13 protein-coding genes are annotated in these 19,959 nt (G+C 72.2%); 6 read left to right on the top strand and 7 right to left on the bottom strand.

Annotated elements, in window-relative coordinates; translation table 11 throughout:
- Positions 1-29 precede the first annotated feature (29 nt).
- A complete protein-coding gene (metH, locus tag VQH23_RS04695) occupies positions 30-3,521 on the top strand; it encodes a methionine synthase (protein ID WP_338664462.1) in 3,492 nt (1,163 codons plus the stop codon).
- Between the two features lie 24 nt (positions 3,522-3,545).
- On the opposite strand, the gene VQH23_RS04690 is transcribed toward metH, so the two are convergent.
- Complete coding sequence (locus VQH23_RS04690; RefSeq protein ID WP_338664461.1) at positions 3,546-4,442, bottom strand: DMT family transporter; 897 nt, start codon at positions 4,440-4,442, stop codon at positions 3,546-3,548.
- Between the two features lie 101 nt (positions 4,443-4,543).
- Between VQH23_RS04690 and VQH23_RS04685 the strand changes: the two genes are divergently transcribed.
- From VQH23_RS04685 to VQH23_RS04675, 3 genes are all read left to right on the top strand, one after another.
- Positions 4,544-5,923: an amidase family protein gene (locus tag VQH23_RS04685; RefSeq protein ID WP_338664460.1), complete on the top strand. Its 1,380-nt coding sequence runs from the start codon at positions 4,544-4,546 to the stop codon at positions 5,921-5,923.
- A 187-nt stretch (positions 5,924-6,110) separates the two neighbouring features.
- Positions 6,111-7,835, top strand: coding sequence for a DEAD/DEAH box helicase (locus VQH23_RS04680; protein WP_338664459.1), 1,725 nt, complete (start codon positions 6,111-6,113; stop codon positions 7,833-7,835).
- Between the two features lie 158 nt (positions 7,836-7,993).
- The gene (locus VQH23_RS04675; protein WP_338664458.1) at positions 7,994-9,226 is read left to right on the top strand and encodes a glycosyltransferase family 4 protein; all 1,233 of its coding nucleotides are present in this window, start codon (positions 7,994-7,996) and stop codon (positions 9,224-9,226) included.
- A 42-nt stretch (positions 9,227-9,268) separates the two neighbouring features.
- On the opposite strand, the gene purH is transcribed toward VQH23_RS04675, so the two are convergent.
- Positions 9,269-10,843 carry a bifunctional phosphoribosylaminoimidazolecarboxamide formyltransferase/IMP cyclohydrolase gene (gene purH / locus VQH23_RS04670; protein WP_338664457.1) on the bottom strand — a complete coding sequence of 525 codons (1,575 nt, stop codon included), beginning with the start codon at positions 10,841-10,843 and terminating at the stop codon, positions 9,269-9,271.
- A gap of 360 nt (positions 10,844-11,203) precedes the next feature.
- Here purH and VQH23_RS04665 point away from each other — a divergent pair, with 360 nt between their 5' ends.
- Both VQH23_RS04665 and VQH23_RS04660 read left to right on the top strand, forming a co-directional pair.
- A complete protein-coding gene (locus tag VQH23_RS04665; RefSeq protein WP_338664456.1) occupies positions 11,204-12,016 on the top strand; it encodes a glucose 1-dehydrogenase in 813 nt (270 codons plus the stop codon).
- A 117-nt stretch (positions 12,017-12,133) separates the two neighbouring features.
- On the top strand, positions 12,134-13,957 hold the full coding sequence (locus VQH23_RS04660) for a glycoside hydrolase family 15 protein (RefSeq protein WP_338664455.1): 1,824 nt from the start codon (positions 12,134-12,136) through the stop codon (positions 13,955-13,957).
- Between the two features lie 229 nt (positions 13,958-14,186).
- On the opposite strand, the gene VQH23_RS04655 is transcribed toward VQH23_RS04660, so the two are convergent.
- From VQH23_RS04655 to infB, 5 genes are all read right to left on the bottom strand, one after another.
- A complete protein-coding gene (locus tag VQH23_RS04655; protein ID WP_338664454.1) occupies positions 14,187-15,224 on the bottom strand; it encodes a UV damage endonuclease UvsE in 1,038 nt (345 codons plus the stop codon).
- A gap of 22 nt (positions 15,225-15,246) precedes the next feature.
- The gene (locus VQH23_RS04650; protein ID WP_338664453.1) at positions 15,247-15,504 is read right to left on the bottom strand and encodes a hypothetical protein; all 258 of its coding nucleotides are present in this window, start codon (positions 15,502-15,504) and stop codon (positions 15,247-15,249) included.
- Positions 15,505-15,514: 10 nt separating this feature from the next.
- The gene (locus VQH23_RS04645; RefSeq protein ID WP_338666056.1) at positions 15,515-15,883 is read right to left on the bottom strand and encodes an acyl-CoA thioesterase; all 369 of its coding nucleotides are present in this window, start codon (positions 15,881-15,883) and stop codon (positions 15,515-15,517) included.
- A gap of 23 nt (positions 15,884-15,906) precedes the next feature.
- On the bottom strand, positions 15,907-16,341 hold the full coding sequence (gene rbfA, locus VQH23_RS04640; protein WP_338664452.1) for a 30S ribosome-binding factor RbfA: 435 nt from the start codon (positions 16,339-16,341) through the stop codon (positions 15,907-15,909).
- A gap of 83 nt (positions 16,342-16,424) precedes the next feature.
- Complete coding sequence (gene infB / locus VQH23_RS04635) at positions 16,425-19,790, bottom strand: translation initiation factor IF-2 (protein WP_338666055.1); 3,366 nt, start codon at positions 19,788-19,790, stop codon at positions 16,425-16,427.
- Positions 19,791-19,959: the final 169 nt, after the last annotated feature.

The following is a 19,959-nucleotide window of genomic DNA, read 5'->3' as shown; positions in this document are numbered from 1 at the left end:
CCGGAACTGTCGTGCAGGACCATTGCCCCATGTCCCGACCGCATCTCCTCGACGCCCTTCGCGACCGCGTGCTCCTCTGCGACGGCGGGATGGGCAGCCGCGTGCAGGTCATGGATCTGGAGGTGGACCGGGACTACTGGGGCCGGGAGAACTGCACCGACGTCCTCGTCCTCTCCCGCCCGGACATCGTGCGGGAGATCCATCGGGGCTACTACGAGGCCGGCGCCGACATGGTGCTGACCAACACCTTCGGCGGCTCTCCCATCACGCTCGGGGAGTTCGAGCTGGAGGACCGCGCCTTCGAGCTGAACAAGGTGGCGGTGGAACTCGCGCGGGAGGCGGCGGAGGGCTTCGCCGACGGGCGCCACCGCTGGGTGATCGGCGATATCGGGCCGGGGACGAAGCTGCCCTCCCTCGGCAACGTCACCTACGACGCGCTGGAGGCGGCGCTCCTCACCCAGTGCCGCGGCCTCATCGCGGGCGGGGCGGACGCGCTGCTGACCGAGACGAACCAGGACACGCTCTTCATCAAGGCCGCGGTGAACGCGGCCAAGATCGCGCGCGCCGAGGCGAAGTCCGACATCCCGATCTTCGTGCAGGTGACGGTGGAGACGACTGGCACCCTGCTGGTCGGGCCCGACATCGGCGCCGCCGCGGCGGTGGTGCACTCGCTCGACGTGGACCTGATGGGGCTGAACTGCGCCACCGGCCCGCAGGAAATGGCGGAGCACGTCCGCTGGCTCTCCCAGAACTGGCCGGGCCTGCTCTCCTGCCAGCCCAATGCCGGGCTTCCGGAGCTGGTGGACGGCAAGACCCACTACCCGCTCGGCCCCTCCGAGCTGGCGAGCTGGATGGAGCGCTTCGTCACCGAGGACGGGCTGAACCTCATCGGCGGCTGCTGCGGTACCTCCACCCCGCATATTGCGGCGCTGGACGCGATGCTGCGCAAGCGCGGCGGGGCCGCACACCGGCCGGCGCCGGTGCGGCGCAGCCCGGTCTGGGTTCCCTCCGTTGCGTCCCTCTACGCCCCGGTGCCCCTGCGGCAGGAGAACAGCTACTTTTCCATCGGCGAGCGCTGCAACGCGAACGGCTCCAAGGCCTGGCGGGAGAGGCAGGCGGCGCATGACTGGGACGGTTGCGTCACCATGGGCCGCGACCAGATCGGCGAGGGCTCGAACTCCCTCGACATCTGCACCGCCTTCGTCGGCCGCAACGAGATGGAGGAGATGAACGAGGTGGTCCGGCGCTTCACCAGCAGCGTGAACGCGCCGCTGGTGATCGATTCCACCGAGACGCCGGTTATCGAGGCGGCGCTGAAACTGCATGGCGGCAAGCCCATCATCAACTCGATCAACTTCGAGGACGGCGAGGGGCACGCGACGGACCGCATGATCCTCGCCAAGAAGTTCGGCGCCGCCGTGATCGCGCTCACCATCGACGAGGTGGGCATGGCCAAGACCGCCGAGGACAAGCTGCGGATCGCCACCCGGCTGGTGGAGTTCGCCTGCGACCGTCACGGGCTGCCGCAGTCCGACCTGATGATCGACCCCCTGACCTTCACCATCGCGACGGGGAATGAGGACGACCGCAAGCTCGGCGTCTGGACGCTGGACGGCATCCGCATGATCCGGGAGCGTTTCCCGGACATCCAGATCATGCTCGGCCTGTCCAACATCTCCTTCGGCCTGAACCCGGCCGCTCGGCACGTGCTGAACTCGGTCTTCCTCGACCACGCCGTGAAGGCGGGTATGACGGGCGCCATCGTCCACGTCTCCAAGATCAAGCCCCTGCACCAGATCCCGGCCGAGGAGGTGAAGGTCGCCGAGGACCTGATCTTCGACCGCCGGACCGAGGACTACGATCCCCTGCAGAAGCTGCTGGAGATCTTCGCCGGCCGGAAGGCCGCCGACACGGGCGCGAAGAAGAAGGCCGAGACGGTCGAGGGCCGCCTGAAGGACCGCATCGTCGAAGGCGACCGCAAGGGCCTGGACGACGAGCTGGCCGATGCGCTGGCGAAGGGCATCGCGCCGATCGAGATCATCAACAACATCCTGCTCGACGGGATGAAGGTGGTGGGCGAGCTCTTCGGCGCCGGCAAGATGCAGCTTCCCTTCGTGCTGCAGAGCGCGGAGACGATGAAGGCGGCCGTCGCCTATCTGGAGCCCCACATGGAGCGGGCCGAGGGGCAGGAGAAGGGCACCATCGTGCTCGCCACCGTGAAGGGCGACGTGCACGACATCGGCAAGAACCTCGTGGACATTATCCTCACCAACAACGGCTACCGGGTCGTCAACCTCGGCATCAAGGTGCCGCTGGCGGACATGGTGGCCGCGGCGAAGGAGCACCGCGCGCACGCCATCGGCATGTCCGGCCTGCTGGTGAAGTCCACCGTCGTGATGCGCGAGAACCTGGAGGAGATGACGCGCATCGGCCTCGACATCCCCGTGATGCTCGGCGGCGCGGCGCTGACGCGCAACTACGTGGAGGACGACTGCGTGAAGGCCTACGCCTCCGGCCGCGTCGCCTACGCGCGCGATGCTTTCGACGGGCTGCACCTGATGGACAAGGTCGTCGGCAACGGCTTCGACGACTACCTGGCCGCGCTGCAGACGAAGCGCGTGGACAAGTCCCGCAAGGAGCGCCGCACCCTCGGCACCGCCGATGCGCGCGGCTTCGCCCCGGTGGACGTGGCCTACGCCCAAGCGCGCCGCCGCCGGCTGGCCACGGAGACGCAGGCCCCGACGCCGCCCTTCTGGGGCGCCCGCGTGATCGAGGCCGCGCCGAAGGCCGTGGTGCCCTTCATCAATGAGCGGAGCCTGTACCAGTTCCAGTGGGGCTTCCGGAAGCAGGGCCGCTCGCTGGACGACTTCCTGGGCTGGGCGAAGCAGGAGTTGCGGCCCGTGCTGCAGCGGATGCTGCGTATCACGGCGGAGCAGGAGATCCTGCGGCCGCAGGCGATCTACGGCTACTGGAAGTGCGCCGGCCAGGGCAACGACCTGATCCTGTTCGAGGAGGACGGCGTAACCGAGGCCGTGCGCTTCAACCTCCCGCGCCAGCCGAAGGAGGACGGGGATTGCATCGCCGACCTCGTGACGGACATTGAGGACGGCCGTGACGTGATCGGCCTGCAGGTGGTCACGGTCGGCCAGAAGGCCTCCGACATCGCGCGGGAGTGGTTCGAGGACAACCGCTACCAGGACTACCTCTACCTCCACGGCCTGAGCGTGGAGATGGCGGAGGCGATGGCGGAGTACGTGCACAAGCGCATCCGCGCCGAGCTCGGCTTCGCCGGGGAGGACGACCGCGACATGGACCGCATGCTGCAGCAGGGCTACCGCGGCGGCCGCTACTCCTTCGGCTACCCGGCCTGCCCGCGGCTGGAGGACCAGGTCCCGCTGCTGCGGCTCCTCGGCGCGGACCGCATCGGCGTCTCCATCAGCGACGAGTGGCAGCTCCACCCCGAGCAGTCCACGAGCGCGATCGTCCTGCACCACCCGCGGGCGAAGTACTTCATGGTGTAGCGCCCCGGAGTCACTCGCACCCCCTTACTGCGGATGCACGGGTGGCGCCCGCCGCCACCCGCGCGGCCGCCGCACGCGCTCCCGCATGAAGGTGAGGACGCCGGAGAGGATGATGATCGCCACGCCCAGGCCCATCACCGCGTCGATCCCGTCGCCGAAGACTGTGTAGCCAAACAGGATCGCCCAGATCATCTGGCTGTACTGCGCGGGCGCCACCAGGCTTGCCTCGATCCGGCTGGAAGCCATCATCACCAGCACGTTGGCCAGCGCCATCAGCAGCCCGTAGCCGAGAATCCACGCCCACTGCATCGGCGTGGGCCAGACGAAGCCCGGCAGCATCAGCAGCCCGGCGCCGAGCACGGGGCCGACAAGGCCCGCGCCGTAGAGGGAGAGGCGCGTCTCCGTCCGCCCGAAGGCCCGCATCATTACTACGGTCACGGCGCCGGAGAGGCCGCCGACCACCGCGCCGAGATGCCCGATGTTCAACTCCCGGAAGCCCGGCCGCAGCACCACCAGCACGCCCGCGAAGCCCATCAGCACTGCGCCCCAGCGGCGCCACCCCACCCTCTCGCCGAGGAAGGCCACGGAGAGGATCGTGACGAAGGTCGGCATGAGGAAGAGGAGGGAGAAGGCCTCCGCCATGGAGAGGTGGGTGAAGGCCGTGACGCTGCCGACGCTGCCGGTGAAGCCCGCCACGGCGCGCATCACCCACATGGCGCGGTTCCGCGCCCGGAACACGCCGGAGAGGCTCTCCCCCGGCCCGCGGATGAAGGGCAGGGCGACGATGCCGGAGAGGGCGCCGAAGAACACCGCCTCATAGGCCGAGAGCGAGCCGTGCAGCAGCTTCACGGAGGCATCGCTGACGGCGTAGGCGGCATAGGCCAGGAAGGCGAGCAGCACGCCCTGCGCGGATCGGTCCATGCGCCCGCCCATAGACGAAATGCTGCGCTGCGACATCACCCGGACGCGCGAGGCAGCCCGGTGATTGGACAAGCCCGCCCTGCCGGTCTGGAATGACGGGCATGACCGATTCCTGGCGCCTCTCCGCAACCGAGCTGGCCTCCCGCATCCGCGCCCGCGAGCTCTCCGCCGAGGAGGCGGCGCGCGACGCCCTGGCCCGGCTGGACAGGGCCAACCCCGCCATCAACGCGGTGGTCCAGTTCATGCCGGAGGAGGCCCTGGCCGCCGCCCGCGCCGTGGACGCGGCCATCGCGCGCGGCGAGGACCCCGGCCCGCTCGCCGGCGTGCCCGTGACCACCAAGGTGAACGTGGACCAGAAGGGCCACGCCACCACCAACGGCCTGCGCATCCAGAAGGACATGGTCGCAGGGGCCGACAACCCCGTGGTGTCCAACCTGCGGAAAGCGGGCGCGGTCATCATCGGCCGCACCAACACCCCCGCCTTCTCGCTCCACTGGTTCACCCGCAACGCGCTGCACGGCCACACGCGCAACGCCCGCAACCCCGCCCTCACCCCCGGCGGCTCCTCCGGCGGCGCGGCCTCCGCCACCGCCGCGGGGATCGGCGCCATCGGGCACGGCACGGATATCGGCGGCTCCGTCCGCTACCCCGCCTATGCCTGCGGCATCCACGGGCTGCGCCCCACCATCGGCCGCATCCCCGCCTGGAACCCCGGTGGGGCGGAGCGCGCGATCGGGGCCCAGCTCATGGCCGTCTCCGGCCCGCTCGCCCGCTCCATCGCCGACATTCGCCTCGCACTCCAGGCCATGTCCGCCCCCGATCCCCGCGACCCCTGGTGGGTGCCCGCCCCCCTGCAGGGCGCGCCCTTCCCCAAGCGCGCTGCCCTCTGCGTGCGCCCCGAGGGCATGGCCACCACCCCGGAGGTGGAGAGGGCCGTCCGCGCCGCCGGCCGCCGCCTGCAAGACGCCGGCTGGACCGTGGCCGAGACCCCGGTCCCCCCCATGCGGGAGCCCGCCCGCCTCCAGGCCCTGCTCTGGCTCGCCGAGAGCCGCCGCGGCCTGAAGCGCGCCCTGGCCGAGGAGAACGACCCCGACGCCAACTTCGTCTTCGCGCAGATGGAGCGCCTCTGCCCCGAGCCGGACATGAACGGCTTTCAGGACGCCCTTCAGGCCCGCGCCGGCTACCTGCGGGAGTGGAGCCTCTTCCTCGAGCGCTACCCCGTGGCCCTCATGCCCGTCTCCGCCGAGCCGCCCTTCCCCGACCTGCTGGACCTCGAATCCCCCGAGGCCTTCGACCGGGTGATCGAGGCCCTTCTCCCCCAGGTCGGCCTGCCGCTGATGAGCCTGCCCGGCCTGGCCGTCACCACCGACCTCTCCGGCCCCGCGCCGCTCGGCGTCCAGCTCGTCGCCGGCCGCTACCGGGAGGACATCCTGCTGGAGGCGGGCGCCCTTCTGGAGACGAGGATCACCATCGCCGGGTAGGCGCAGGGCTGGGATGCGAAGCCGCCGGTTGCGGCGGGCCTTCCCTGCCCCGATATGGGGGGGTGTCGTGAGGCCCGTGCCTCACCCTGCCTGCTCACCCTTCCTGCGCCGACCCACCGCGCCACGCCCCTCCACCGAGGAGGGCTGCCGCGTCCAGGCGCCCCAAACCATCGGACGCCTGTCACACATGCCCTTCGACGCCCTTCCCGCGCCCCTGCGCGATGCCCTGGCCACCCGCGGCTATGCCACGGCCACCCCCGTCCAGACCGCCGTCCTGGCGGAGGAGACGGCCGGGCGCGACCTCCTCGTCTCCGCCCGCACCGGCTCCGGCAAGACCGTCGCCTACGGCCTCGCCATGGCGGGCGACCTGCTGGGGGAGGGAAACCGCCTGCCCCCGCCCGGCGCCCCCCTCGCCCTCATCGTCGCCCCCACCCGCGAGCTCGCGCTCCAGGTGAAAACGGAGCTGACCTGGCTCTACGGCCCCTCCGGCGGCCGCGTCGTCTCCTGCGTGGGTGGCATGGACCCGGTGGCGGAGCGCCGCGCGCTCCAGAACGGCGCTCACATCGCCGTCGGCACCCCCGGCCGCGTGCGCGACCACATCGAGCGCAACAACCTCCGCACCGATGCCGTCCGCGCCGTGGTGCTGGACGAGGCCGACGAGATGCTGGACCTCGGCTTCCGCGAGGAGCTGGAGGCCATCCTCGGCGCCCTCCCGGCCGAGCGCCGCACCCTCCTCTTCTCCGCTACCGTCCCCGCGCCCATCGCCCGCATGGCGAAGGAGTTCCAGCGCGACGCGATGCGCCTCGAGGTCTCCTCGAAGGACGAGCCGCACGGCGACATCACCTATCGCGCGGCGCTGGTCTCCTCCGGCGACGTGGAACGCGCCGTGGTGAACGCCCTCCGCCTGGAGGACTCGCCGATCTCCATGGTGTTCTGCTCCACCCGCGCGGCGGTGAATCGGTTCCACGGCAACCTGACGGAGCGCGGCTTCGAGACGGTGGCCCTCTCCGGCGAGCTGTCCCAGGCCGAGCGCACCCGGGCCCTGCAGTCGCTCCGCGACGGCAAGGCCCGCATCTGCGTGGCCACCGACGTGGCCGCCCGCGGCATCGACCTGCCCGAACTGGGCCTGGTGATCCACGCCGAGCTCCCGCGCGACCCGGAGACCCTCCTCCACCGCTCCGGCCGCACCGGCCGGGCCGGGCGCAAGGGCACCAGCCTTCTCATCGTCCCCCCCTCCCGCCGCCGCATCGCGGAGCGCCTGATCCAGGCCGCCCGCGTCCAGGCCGAGTGGGGCCCGGCCCCCTCCGCCGAGCAGGTGCGCGCCAAGGACGCCGAGCGCATCGCCGCCCGCGCCACCGAGATCCTGGGCGAGGAGATCGCGGAGGAGGACCTGGCCATCGCCCGGACCCTCACCGGCCTCCAGGGCACCCCGAAGGACGACAGCGCCGGCTGGAGCCAGACCGACAGCGCCGCCCCCACCGGCGTGGACCCCCTGGCCCTCGCCGCCGCCCTGGTGAAGCTCCTCCGCGCCCCCCTCCCGGCCCCCGAGGAACTGACCTCCGTCACCGACCGCCCCCGCCGCACCCCGGGCGACTACGACGCCCCCCGCGGCGCCGGCGGCCCGCCCTCCTCCTCCGAGGGCGTGTGGTTCCGCGTCTCCGTCGGCCGCGACGGCCAGGCCGACCCGCGCTGGATGCTTCCCTTCCTCTGCAAGCGCGGCGACGTCTCCCGCGCGGAGATTGGCCGCATCCGCATCCAGGGCAACGAGAGCCAGGTAGAGATCGCCCCCTACGCCGCGGCACACTTTGCGGCCAATGCCCGCCGCCCCGGTGGCGAGGACGCCCACATCCGCATCGACCCGATGCAGCCGATCCCGGCCGGCCGCGGCCCGCGCCGCCCGCCGCGGCGCTGAGGCGGGCGCCGGGGGAGGGCAGGGCCCGCACCCGCCGGACCGCCCGACATCTTTCTTGCCTTCCCGGATCGACCGGCTCGACTACAAAGGTCGCGCGTACTCGCGTGCCGGAGGTCGTCAGGATCTCCCAGTTCTTGGGGAGGGCCGAAATGCGCGCCATGATCCTATCGCTCCTGCAGCCGCCAAGGCCGGGAGTGGACGTGCACGGAACCTACAAGCGCATCGCGCTCTACGTCCGCGCACTTCACGCGCAAGGTTTCAGCGTCGAGATCGCCTACTACGTCACCGATGCGGAGGTGGCGCCCTCGGCCGATCTCGGGGCGGCCGCGCGGAAGCAGGAAGCAGCGGAGGCCGCGTACTGGGGCTTCCCGGTCCGGGTCCACCTCCTCAGGCGGCGCGCCTACCCCACCACCTTCGCGAACTACTACCTCCGCGGCATCGCCTCCGCCGGCAACCAGCCGGCCATGGCCCCCTGGGCCGGGCCAGCGCAGGCCGAGGGCGTGGGAGCCCTCCTGGACAGCGGCCCCGATCTCGTCGTCGTCAACAACCTGCACGCGACCTGCGCCCTGCTTCAGGCGGGCAGGCGCCCGAAGCGCCTTTTCGCGGATCTGGACGACGTGCAGCACCTCGTCCGCCTGCGCTGGTGCCGGACGCCGCCCTTATCGGTGGGCAAGGCGCTGATGCTGTCCCACATTCCCGCGCTGCTCCTGGCCGAACGGAAGGCCGCGTCGCTCGCGGAGCGCATGTTCGTCTGCTCGGAGGCCGACCGCAGGCACCTCGCCCGCCTCGGCTTCCCGAGGGTGACCGTCGTGCCGAACGCGGCCGAGATCCCGCCCCACCCGGCCAAGCCGACGGACGAGCCCACCCTGACCTTCGTCGGCGGCATCGGGCACACGCCGAACCGCGAGGCGGCGGAGCGCATGGTCCGGCACATCTTTCCCCTGGTACGCGCGCGCCGGGCGGATGCCCGGCTGATCATCGCCGGGCAGGGAAGCGAGGAGCTGGGGCCCGCCACCGGCAACCCGCCGGGCGTGGAGTTCCGCGGCTTCGTGCCGGATATCGAGGCGCTCTACGACCGCACGGCCGTGTTCGTCTGCCCGATGCTGAACGGAGGCGGCACGCGCATCAAGCTCCTGGACGCGGCCGCCTACGGCCTGCCGGTCGTGTCCACCAGGATGGGCGCGAGCGGCATTCTGTTCGAGGACGGGCGCGACGCCCTGCTCCGCGATTCCGACCAGGCCTTCGCCGAGGCGTGCCTGCACCTGCTGTCTCACCCCGCGGAGGCCCGGCGGCTCGGCTCGGCCGCGCGGCGGCTCATGCAGGACAGCTACGATGCCCGGGCCATCCAGCGGCAGCTCGGGGCGATGTTCGCGCCGCAGCCCGTGGCCTGACACCGGGAAGCGGGGAGGGCAGGACCCTCCCCGGGGGGCGCCTCAGTGCCGGAAGTGGCGCATCCCCGTCAGGACCATCGCCAGCCCGGCCTCGTCGGCGGCCGCGATCACCTCGCCGTCGCGCATGGAGCCGCCGGGCTGGATCACCGCCGTCGCGCCCGCCGCCGCCGCGGCCTGCAGCCCGTCCGCGAAGGGGAAGAAGGCGTCGGAGGCCACCACGGAGCCCTGGGCGAGCGGCGTGTCCAGCCCGGCCGCCTTGGCGGCCTCGGCGGACTTCCAGGCGGCGATGCGGGCGCTGTCCACCCGGCTCATCTGCCCCGCGCCGATGCCCACCGTCGCGCCGCCCTTCGCATAGACGATCGCGTTCGACTTCACGTGCTTGCAGACCCGGAAGGCGAAGATCAGGTCCCGCATCTCCTGCGCGCTCGGCTCGCGCTTCGTCACCACCTTCAGGTCGGCCACCGCCACGCGCCCGGCATCGCGGGACTGGGCCAGGAACCCGCCGCCGACGCTGCGGAACGTCATCCCCGGTGCCGCCGCATCCGGCAGCCCGCCCGTCAGCAGCAGGCGCAGGTTCTTCTTCCGCGCGAAGATCGCGCGCGCCGCGTCATCCGCGTCCGGCGCGATCACCACCTCGGTGAAGATGGAGGTGATCCGCTCCGCCGCCGCCGCGTCCAGCACCCGGTTGGCGGCGATGATCCCCCCGAAGGCGGAGACGGGGTCGCAGCGCAGCGCCGCGTCCCAGGCCGCGTTCAGGTCGCCCGCCACCGCCACGCCGCAGGGGTTGGCGTGCTTGACGATGACGATCGCCGGCTCCTCGAACTCCGCCACCGCCTCAAAGGCCGCGTCCGTGTCATTGAGGTTGTTGTAGGACAGCTCCTTGCCCTGCACCTGCTCGGCCGTCGCGATCCCCGGGCGGTGCGTCCCGTCCACGTAGAAGGCGGCCTTCTGGTGGGGGTTCTCGCCGTAGCGCAGGGTCTGCTTCAGCATCCCCGGCACGGAGAGGCGGGGCGGGAAGTCCTGCTCCAGCTCCCCCGCGAACCAGCGGGAGATGGCAGCGTCATAGGCCGCCGTGCGGGCATAGGCGGCGGCGGCGAGGGTCTTGCGGGTGGCAAGGGACGTCCCGCCCGTCTCCGCGATCTCCTTACCCACCGTCACCAGCTGCTCCGGCTCCGTCAGCACGGCCACATGGGCGTGGTTCTTGGCGGCGCTGCGGATCATCGCCGGCCCGCCGATGTCGATGTTCTCGACGCAGTCCTCGTAGCTGGCCCCGCGCGCCACCGTCGCCTCGAAAGGGTAGAGATTCACGCAGACCAGGTCGATCGGCGCGATCCCGTGCGCCTCCACCTGCGCCACGTGCTCCGGCACGTCCCGGCGGAACAGCAGCCCGCCATGCACCCCCGGCACCAGGGTCTTCACCCGCCCGTCCAGGATCTCCGGAAACCCCGTGTGGTCGGACAGCTCCTTCACGGGAATCCCGGCCTCCCGCAGGGCCTTCGCCGTGCCGCCGGTGGAGAGGATCTCCGCCCCCTGGGCGGCTAGGGTGCGGGCGAACTCCACCAGCCCCGTCTTGTCGGAGACGGAGAGGAGGGCGCGTCGGATCGGGAGGCTGGCCATGGGCTGGGCGGATAGCGCGCGGCGGCCCCGGACGGAAGGCGAAACGGGCGCGGGGCTGCCGCGACGCGCGCCCGGGGGCGAGTCGTGCGTGGGAACGGGCCGTAAACCCGCTTGTGGCCACCTTAGGGGCAGAACCACCACATCTTGTGGCTGGCCGCCCGGGAACGCGTGTCAGCGATTCGTTCGCGCGACTCGGACGACCCTACTGATTCCCGGTCATTTCCGCCCGGCCGCGTTCGGCATGTGTTCGGCCCCCGACTCGGACCGCCGGGAACACTCCGTTGCACTGCACCTCGTCAACCCTGGCGGGGACAGGGCGTTCCCCTGCCCGGGCCATGCGCCCTGCCAGCCGAGGTGCCCATGCCCGAACCCGCCACCCGCCCCCTTCTTACCGGCCGGCGCGCCCTCGTCACCGGCGCCTCCTCCGGCATCGGCTTCGCCGTGGCGAAGGCCCTGGCGACCGCCGGCGCGGCCGTGGCCGTGAACTACCACTCCAGCCGCGGACCGGCGGAAGCGCTGGTGGAGGAGATCCGGTCCACCGGCGGCACCGCCATCGCCCTCGGCGCCGACGTCTCGGAGGAGGCCGAGGCCGCCCGGCTGGTGGACGAGACGGTGGCCGCGCTCGGCGGCCTGGACCTGCTCGTGGCCAATTCCGGCATCCAGAAGGACGCCCCGCTCGGCGAGATGACCCTGAAGGACTGGCAGGCCGTGATCGGCGTGAACCTCACCGGCCAGTTCCTCTGCTGCCGGGAGGCGGTGCGGGCCTTCCGGGCCGGGCAGGATCGCCCCGGCCGCGCCCGCGCCAGCATCGTCTGCATGTCCTCCGTCCACGAGATCATCCCCTGGGCCGGCCACGTGAACTACGCCGCGGCCAAGGGCGGCGTGCGCATGATGATGCAGACCCTGGCCCAGGAACTGGCGCCGGAGCGCATCCGGGTGAACGCCGTCGCCCCCGGCGCCATCCGCACCCCCATCAACGAGGACGCCTGGGGCACGGAGGAGGCGCTGCAGAAACTGCTGCGCCTGATCCCCTACGGCCGCATCGGGGAGCCGGAGGACGTGGCCCGCGCCGTCACCTGGCTCCTCTCCGACGAGGCCGAATACGTCACCGGCACCACCCTCTTCGTCGATGGCGGGATGAGCCTCTACCCCGAATTCGTCGGCAACGGCTGAGCCCGCGCGCCCGGACCCGCGCGCCCGGAAGCGTGAAGCCGCCCCGCCGCAAACGGGGCCGCCCCTCCGCTGTTCACCCCCGACGCGCGTCTAACCCATGTGAACGAAAGGGTCCCGATGGCAGAGCCGATCGAGAACCACGGCATCGTCGGCGACCTCCGCACCGCCGCCCTGGTGGGCCTCGACGGCACCGTGGACTTCCTCTGCTGGCCCCGCTTCGATAGCCCGAGCGTCTTCGCCTCCCTCCTCGACGACGAGAAGGGCGGCCACTTCGCCCTCGCGCCCGTGCTGAACGGCGCCCGCCACCGCCAGCTCTACCTGCCCGATACCAACGTGCTGCTGACCCGCTTCCTCTCGAAGGAGGGGGTGGCGGAGATCTCGGACTACATGGCCCTCGGCCCCACCCAGCGCCTGGTGCGCCGGGCCAAGGCCATCCGCGGTTCCCGCGACTTCTGCATGCGCTGCGCCCCCCGCCTGGACTACGCCCGCGCGCAGCACGCGGTGCGGGAGGAGGAAGGCACGATCGTCTTCGAGACCCCGGGCCGTTCGCTCCGCCTCCGCGCCACCGTGCCGCTGCGGATCGAGGGCGGCGACGCGGTCGCCGAGTTCACCCTCGCCCCCAATGAATCCGCCGCCTTCGTGCTGGAGGATGCCGCCCACGGCCACGCCCTTCCCGCCGACCCGATGGAGGTGGCGGAGTGCTTCAAGCACACCGCCGATTCCTGGCGCGCCTGGAGCGCCCGCTCCACCTATCGCGGCCGCTGGCGCGACACGGTGAACCGCTCCGCCCTCGCGCTGAAGCTGATGACCTCGGCCGAGCACGGCTCCATCGTCGCCGCCCCCACCTTCGGCCTGCCCGAGACCATCGGCGGCGTCCGCAACTGGGACTACCGTTTCACCTGGATCCGCGACGCCGCGTTCACCGTCTACGCCTTCCTGCGCCTGGGCCACACCGCGGAGGCCAACGCCTTCATGCGCTGGCTCGCCGCGCGGGAGAAGGAGTGCACCGACGGCAGGCTCGAGCTCATGTATGGCCTGGACGGCCACCGCGAGTTGGAGGAGACGATCCTCCCCCACCTCTCCGGCTACGCGGGTTCCAGCCCCGTCCGCATCGGCAACGGCGCGGAGGGCCAGCTCCAGCTCGACATCTACGGCGAGCTGATGGACGCCGCCTACCTGTCGGACAAGTTCGGCGAGCAGATCTCCCACGAGGCCTGGCGCGGCATCACCCGATCCATGAACTGGGTGGCCGCCAACTGGGAACAGCCCGACGAGGGCATCTGGGAGGTGCGCGGCGGCCGCCGCCACTTCCTCCACTCCCGCCTCATGTGCTGGGTCGCGCTGGACCGCGCCATCCGCCTCGCCTTCAAGCGCTCCCTCCCGGCCCCCGTGGCCGAGTGGCTCGCCGCCCGCGACGCCATCTACGACGACATCCACACGAACTTCTGGAACGAGGGCATCGGCGCCTTCGTCCAGAGCAAGCACGGCGAAACCCTCGACGCCGCCTGCCTTCTGATGCCCCTGATGCGCTTCATCAGCCCCACCGACCCGCGCTGGCTCTCTACCCTGAAAGCCGTGGGCGAGCGCTTGGTGGATGACAGCCTCGTCCGCCGCTACGAGGATTCGAGCGTGGACGGCCTCGACGGCGTCGAGGGCAGCTTCAACATGTGCTCCTTCTGGTACGTCGAATGCCTGGCCCGCGCCGGGGACGTGAAGATGGCCCGCTTTCTCTTCGAGAAGATGCTCGGCTACGCCAACCACCTCGGCCTCTACGCCGAGGAACTCGGCCCCGCCGGGGAGCACCTCGGCAACTTCCCCCAGGCCTTCACCCACCTCGCCCTCATCAGCGCCGCCCACTACCTGGACCGCGCGCTCACCGCCCAGGAAGGCCCGCCGCGGCAACCCGTGGGCGGGATGCCGATCGCGGAGGCGGAGCTGTAGCCGGGAGCTCCGCCCCCGAGCCCCCGCCAGGGAGAAGAAGGAATTCTTCCCCCTGGACCCCCATCATCTTCTTCTTCGAGTTAGTCGAGGAAAGACCTGTCCCGCGCCGAGGGTCATCGACCCTCGGCGAACCTCAAGCCCCGCATTCCGCGGCAGCCCCTCAGAAAAAGATGAGGGTGGGGGTTCCAGGGGGAGGGAGAATTCCTTCTCCCTCCCCCTGGGGGGCCGCTCAGGCCGCCACCACCGGGAAGCACACGGCCGCAAACTCCGCGCTCGCCAGGTTCTTCTCCTTCGCCTCCACCTCAATATCCGCCCATTCCAGGTGCCGCGCCGCCCAGGCCGCGTGGGGCCGGTTCCACAGGCGAGCGGAATGGGCGCGCAGGTCGCGGGCGGAGATGCCGGCGGCGATCAGGGCAGCGCGGTCCGGCAGCACGTCCGGGTCCTGCCCGGGCACCAGGTCGGGCTTCGGCGCGCTGATGTGCATGATGGGCCGGACGCCGCGCCAGGACTCGATCACGCGGGCGATGCGGGGATCATCCGGCTCCATGTACTCGCCCGTGACGACCCAGTGGTGGTGCAGGTCCAGCACGATCGGAAGGCTGTCCGCCAGTGGCAGCAGGTCGTCCAGCCCGTAGGCGGTCTCCTCGTTCTCCACCGTCAGCAGGTTGCGCGCATCCTCGGAGAGGAGAGCCAGGCCGGAGCGGAAGGCCTCGATCCCCGCCGCGCGGCCGCCGGCATGGACGTTGATGTGCGCGCCGTTCGGGTGCCACCCGCCGGCCTGCCCGAGGTAGCGCATGACGTCCGTGTGGTACTCGATATCCGCCACGGCGGCGGCGCGGGTGTGCTCCTTCTCCGTCGCCAGCACCGTGTACTGGCCGGGATGCATGGAGAGGCGCACGCCCCCTTCCTTCGCCGCGCGGGCGGCGGGGGCCAGGCTTGTCTCCACGGTGCGCCGCAGGGCCGGGTCGTCATAGAGGGGCCGCACGGCCGGGTGGCTGTAGACCGGCAGCACGTTGCTGCCCATCCGCATGGCCCGCTGCCCAGGGGGCAGGCGGGCGGTGCGGGCGATCTGGGCCAGCAGCGTCTCGCCATTCGTCTGAACCAGGCCGATCAGCTTCGCGATCGCGTCCTTGCGCTCCATCTTGGCGATGTAGGTCACGGTGGTGTCGCGCAGGTTCAGCGCGGCCTGCTCCTTGGTGGGCAGGGAGGGGTCGAGCCATTGGCAGACCCAGGCGATGCGGCGTTCCATCCCGGGGGAACGGGTCACGCGCCCCTTGGTTCGCCGGGGCTCAAAGCGGGTTGATGCGGCGCTGCCAAAATCCCATCAGCCCGCCCAGCGCGGCGGCAACGAGGACCATCACGATCAGGTCCCCGAATTCCCGCCCCGCCGCCCAGGGGCCGAGCGAGGCGAGAAGAACGGCCGGCACCCACAGGATGGCGGCCCAGCGCCGCCGGGCCGGCCCGCCGCGGACGATGAAGTACCAGGCCAGGAAGCTCGGCAGCCAGAAGGGGGCGTCCTTCAGGACGACGTAGAGGAACAGCCCCACGCCGGGCCCCTCAGCTCCCCTCGGCCGGCACAGGCCGGGGCCGCCCGGCCTCGTCCAGCGCCACGAAGGTGAAGGCCGCCTCCGTCACCCGCTCCCGCAGGTCGGAGTGCCGCTCCCGCCGCCAGGCCTCCACCTGGATGCGGATCGAGGTGCGCCCGACGGAGAGGATGCGGGCGTAGAGGCTCACCTCGTCCCCCACATGCACCGCCTTGTGGAAGGTCATCGCCTCCACCGCCACCGTCGCGCAGCGCCCGCGGGCCCGGCGGGCGGCGGCATTGCCCGCCGCCAGATCCATCTGCCCCATCAGCCAGCCGCCGAAGATGTCGCCCGCCGGGTTGGTGTCCCCGGGCATGGCTATGGTGCGGATCATCGGCGCCATCTCGGGCGGCAGGTGCGGCTCGCTCACGTCTCGTCGTCGTCCCTGTCGGCGTCGGTGCGGGGTGTCAGGTCCCGCTGCACCTCCGGCCGGCGCATCACCGCGTCGATCTGCATGGCGTAATCGAGCGCCGTGTCCGCCTGGAAGTGCAGCTCCGGGGCGAACTTCAGCCGCACGGCCCGTGCCACCTGCTTCCGCAGCTCCGGCTGGTTCGCCTTCAGCAGCCTCAGCAGCGCCGGATCGGCGGCCGTCCCGAGGCGGGAGACGAAGACCGTCATGTGCTTGAGGTCCGGGGAGGCCCGCACCTCCGTCACCGTCACCCGCGCATCCGCGAGGTCGGGGTCGCTGACATCCCCGCGCAGGAAGACGGCGGAGAGCGCGTGCCGCACCTCCTCCGCCACGCGGAGCATCCGCTGCGAGGGGGCACCCGCGCCCCCCTGGTTCTTGGCATCCCTGGCCATGGTTCCTGAAGCCCTAAAAGCGTCCGCCGCGCCCCGCTTTCACGGGGCGCGGCGGATCATTCAACCCGGAGGAGAGGGGCGGATCAGTCCGCCGCCACCGTCTCCGTCTCGTAGCACTCGATCTGATCGCTGACACGGATGTCGTTGTAATTGTGGAAGGACATGCCGCACTCGTAGCCGTTCGCGACCTCCTTCACGTCGTCCTTGAAGCGACGGAGCGTGGAGAGGGTGCCCTGGTGGATGACGACGCCGTCGCGCAGCAGGCGGACACCCGCGCCGCGCTTCACCACGCCCTCCGTCACGCGGCAGCCGGCGATGTTGCCGAGGCGCTTGACCTCGAACACCTGCAGGATCTGCGCGTAGCCCAGGAACTTCTCGCGCTGGATCGGGGCGAGCTTGCCCTTGACCAGCTTCTCGATGTCGTCGGCCACCTCGTAGATGATCGAGTAGTAGCGGATCTCCACGCCGTCCCGGTTCGCCATCTCGCGCGCCTGCGTCGTCGCGCGCACGTTGAAGGCCACCACGACCGCGTTGGACGCCTTGGCGAGCTGGATGTCGCTCTCGGTGATCTGGCCCACCGCGGAGTGGAGCACGCGCACGCGCACCTCCTCGCGGGACAGCTTGCCGAGGGTGACGCCGAGCGCCTCGGAGGAGCCCTGCACATCCGCCTTGACGACGACCGCCACCTCCTTCTGCTCGCCCGCCTGGATGCGGGCCAGCATGTCGTTCAGCGTGCCGCGGGCGGCGCCGGCGGCCGCGGCCACCTTCTCGCGCGCCTTGCGCTGACGGAACTCGGTGATCTCGCGCGCCCGGCCCTCATCCTCCACCGCGACGAAGGTCTCGCCGGCCGACGGAACGCCCGTCAGGCCGAGGATCTCCACCGGCTCGGAGGGCTCGGCGCCGGTCAGCGGGATGCCCATGTCGTCGATGATCGCGCGCACCCGGCCCCACTCGGCGCCGGCCACCACGATGTCGCCCTGGTTCAGCGTGCCCTTCTGGACCAGCACCGTCGCCACGGGGCCGCGGCCCTTGTCGAGCTTGCTCTCGATGACCGTCCCCTCAGCCGCCCGGTTCGGGTTGGCCTTCAGGTCCAGCACCTCGGCCTGCAGGATGATGGACTCCAGCAGCTTGTCGAGGTTCGTGCCCTTCAGCGCGGAGACCTGGATCTCCTGCGTGTCGCCGCCCAGGGACTCGACCACCACCTCGTGCTGCAGCAGCTCGTTGCGGACGCGGTCGAGGTTGACCCCCGGCTTGTCGATCTTGTTGACGGCCACGATCATCGGGACGTTCGCCGCCTGGGCGTGCTTGATGGCCTCGATCGTCTGCGGCATCACGCCGTCATCCGCCGCGACAACCAGCACCACCATGTCGGTCACGCTCGCACCGCGGGCGCGCATGGCGGTGAACGCCTCGTGGCCCGGGGTGTCGATGAAGGTCACGCGGTCGCCCGACGGGATCTGGATCATGTAGGCGCCGATGTGCTGGGTGATGCCACCCGCCTCGCGGCCCGCCACATCCGTCTTCCGCAGCGCGTCCAGCAGGCTGGTCTTGCCGTGGTCGACATGGCCCATGATCGTGACCACGGGGGGACGCGGCTCGAGGTTCTCCTCGGTGTCCACCTCGCCTTCGAGGCCCTGCTCCACGTCGGCCTCGGACACGCGGCGCACGCGGTGACCGAACTCGGTCGCCACCAGCTCCGCCGTGTCGGCGTCGATCGACTGGGTGATGGTCGCCATCACGCCCATGCGGAACAGCGCCTTCACCACCTCGCCCGCGCGGGCGGCCATGCGGTTCGCCAGGTCCTGCACGGTGATGATGTCGGGGATGACCACGTCGCGCACCACCCGCTCCTGGCCGGAGCGGAGGCGGGCGAGCTCGGCCTGCCGCCGCTCGCGCTCGCGGGCGCGGCGGACGGAGGCGAGGGAACGCCCGCGATCGTCGTCACCCTCGATCGCCGCGGCCACGTCGATGCGGCCGTGCCGGCGGTCGACAGGGGCCATGCCCTTCTTCGCGGGGGCAGGGACCGGCTTGCGCGCGCCGGCAGGCGCCGGGCCGCCGAGGCGACGCGGCGGCGGACGGCGGTTCTCATCCTCCAGCGAACCGGGGGCCGGGCCCTCGCCGGGGCGAGGACGCAGGGAGAGCTTGCCGCCACCGGGCGCGCCGAGGCCGCTCGGCACGGGGCCGGGGCGCCGGGCCGCCAGCGGGGCACCCGCCCCGCCGGAGCGGTCGCCATAGCCGCCGCCACCCGGGCCACCCGCGCGCGGGCCATAGCCGCCGGGGCCACCGGCCGGGCGCGGCGCGTAGCCGCCGCGATCCCCACCGGGACCGCCGGGGCGCGGCGCGTAGCCACCACGGTCGCCGCCGCGATCACCACCACGATCCCCACCGGGGCCGCTCGGCGTCCGCATGACGTAGCCGCGGTCGCCGCCAGGGCCGCCAGCGGGACCACCGGCCGGACGCGGGGCGTAGCCGCCACGGTCGCCGCCGCGATCCCCACCGGGGCCGCTCGGCGCGCGCATGACGTAGCCGCGGTCGCCGCCGCGATCCCCGCCAGGGCCACCGGCCGGGCGCGGGGCGTAGCCACCACGGTCGCCGCCGCGATCCCCACCGGGGCCGCTCGGCGTCCGCATGACGTAGCCGCGGTCACCGCCGCGATCGCCGCCGGGGGCGGGCGGACGCGGGGCGTAGCCGCCGCGGTCACCGCTGCCGCTCCTGTCGTAGGAGGGGCGAACGCTCGGTGCCGGGCGAGGGGCCTCCTCGCGCGGCGCGGGCGCCGGACGGGCAGCCACCGGCGCCGGCTCGGGGCGCGGTGCCGGGGAGGGAGCCTCGGTCCGCGGTGCCGCCGGGCGGGGTGCCTCCTCCGTGCGCTCGGGGCGCTCGGGCTGCCGGGCCTCGGCCGCGCGGGCCGCCTCGGCCTCGCGGCGCGCGGCCGCCTCCGCCTCGCGGCGGGACGCGGCCTCGGCGCGCTCGGCATCCTCCGCGGCGGCACGGTTGTCCGCCTCGCGGCGCGCGGCCTCCTCGGCGGCGGAGCGCACCATCAGCGCCTGCTGCTCGCGCTCCTGGCGCTGACGGTCCGCCTCCTGGCGGCGCATCTCCTCCAGCACGCGCAGGCGGTTGGCCTGCTCGCCCTGGGTCAGGGGACGGCCGGGCGCGGGCGCGGGGCCCGCGGCGCGGGGGCCGCCGGCGCGCGGCGGGCCGCCCGCACGGGGGCCGCCGGCCTGCGGGCCGGAGGGCCGGGCAGGGCCCGCGGCCGGGGCGGGCGCGCCGCCCGGGGCGCCAGGGCCGCCGGCCCGCTTCTTCACCACCTCGACCTGCACGGTCTTGCTGCGGCCATGGCTGAACGACTGGCGCACGCTGCCAGCCTGCTCGGTCTTGCCGAGCTCCATCCGTCCGCCGGGGCGCAGCGAGAGGCGCCCCTTGTTCTGGTCCTGTCCGTTGTCGTCGCTCATGCTTCCGCCCGCGTTCGAGCCGTCGTTGTCCAGCTTGCTGTCCGCCACACTCATCTCCAACGCACCCGCCGGGGGTCATCGACCCCACCGGCCAGAGGTGCCGGTCGCTCTGCGCGACCCGTCATGTTTATATCGCGCCTGAGGGGCACGAGATCCCGGGCCGCGCCGT

This window comes from Pararoseomonas sp. SCSIO 73927, from assembly GCF_037040815.1.
In the GTDB taxonomy this organism is placed as follows: domain Bacteria; phylum Pseudomonadota; class Alphaproteobacteria; order Acetobacterales; family Acetobacteraceae; genus Roseomonas.
The sequence above is the reverse complement of the archived record's forward strand: the minus strand, read 5'-3'. Positions and strand labels throughout refer to the sequence as shown.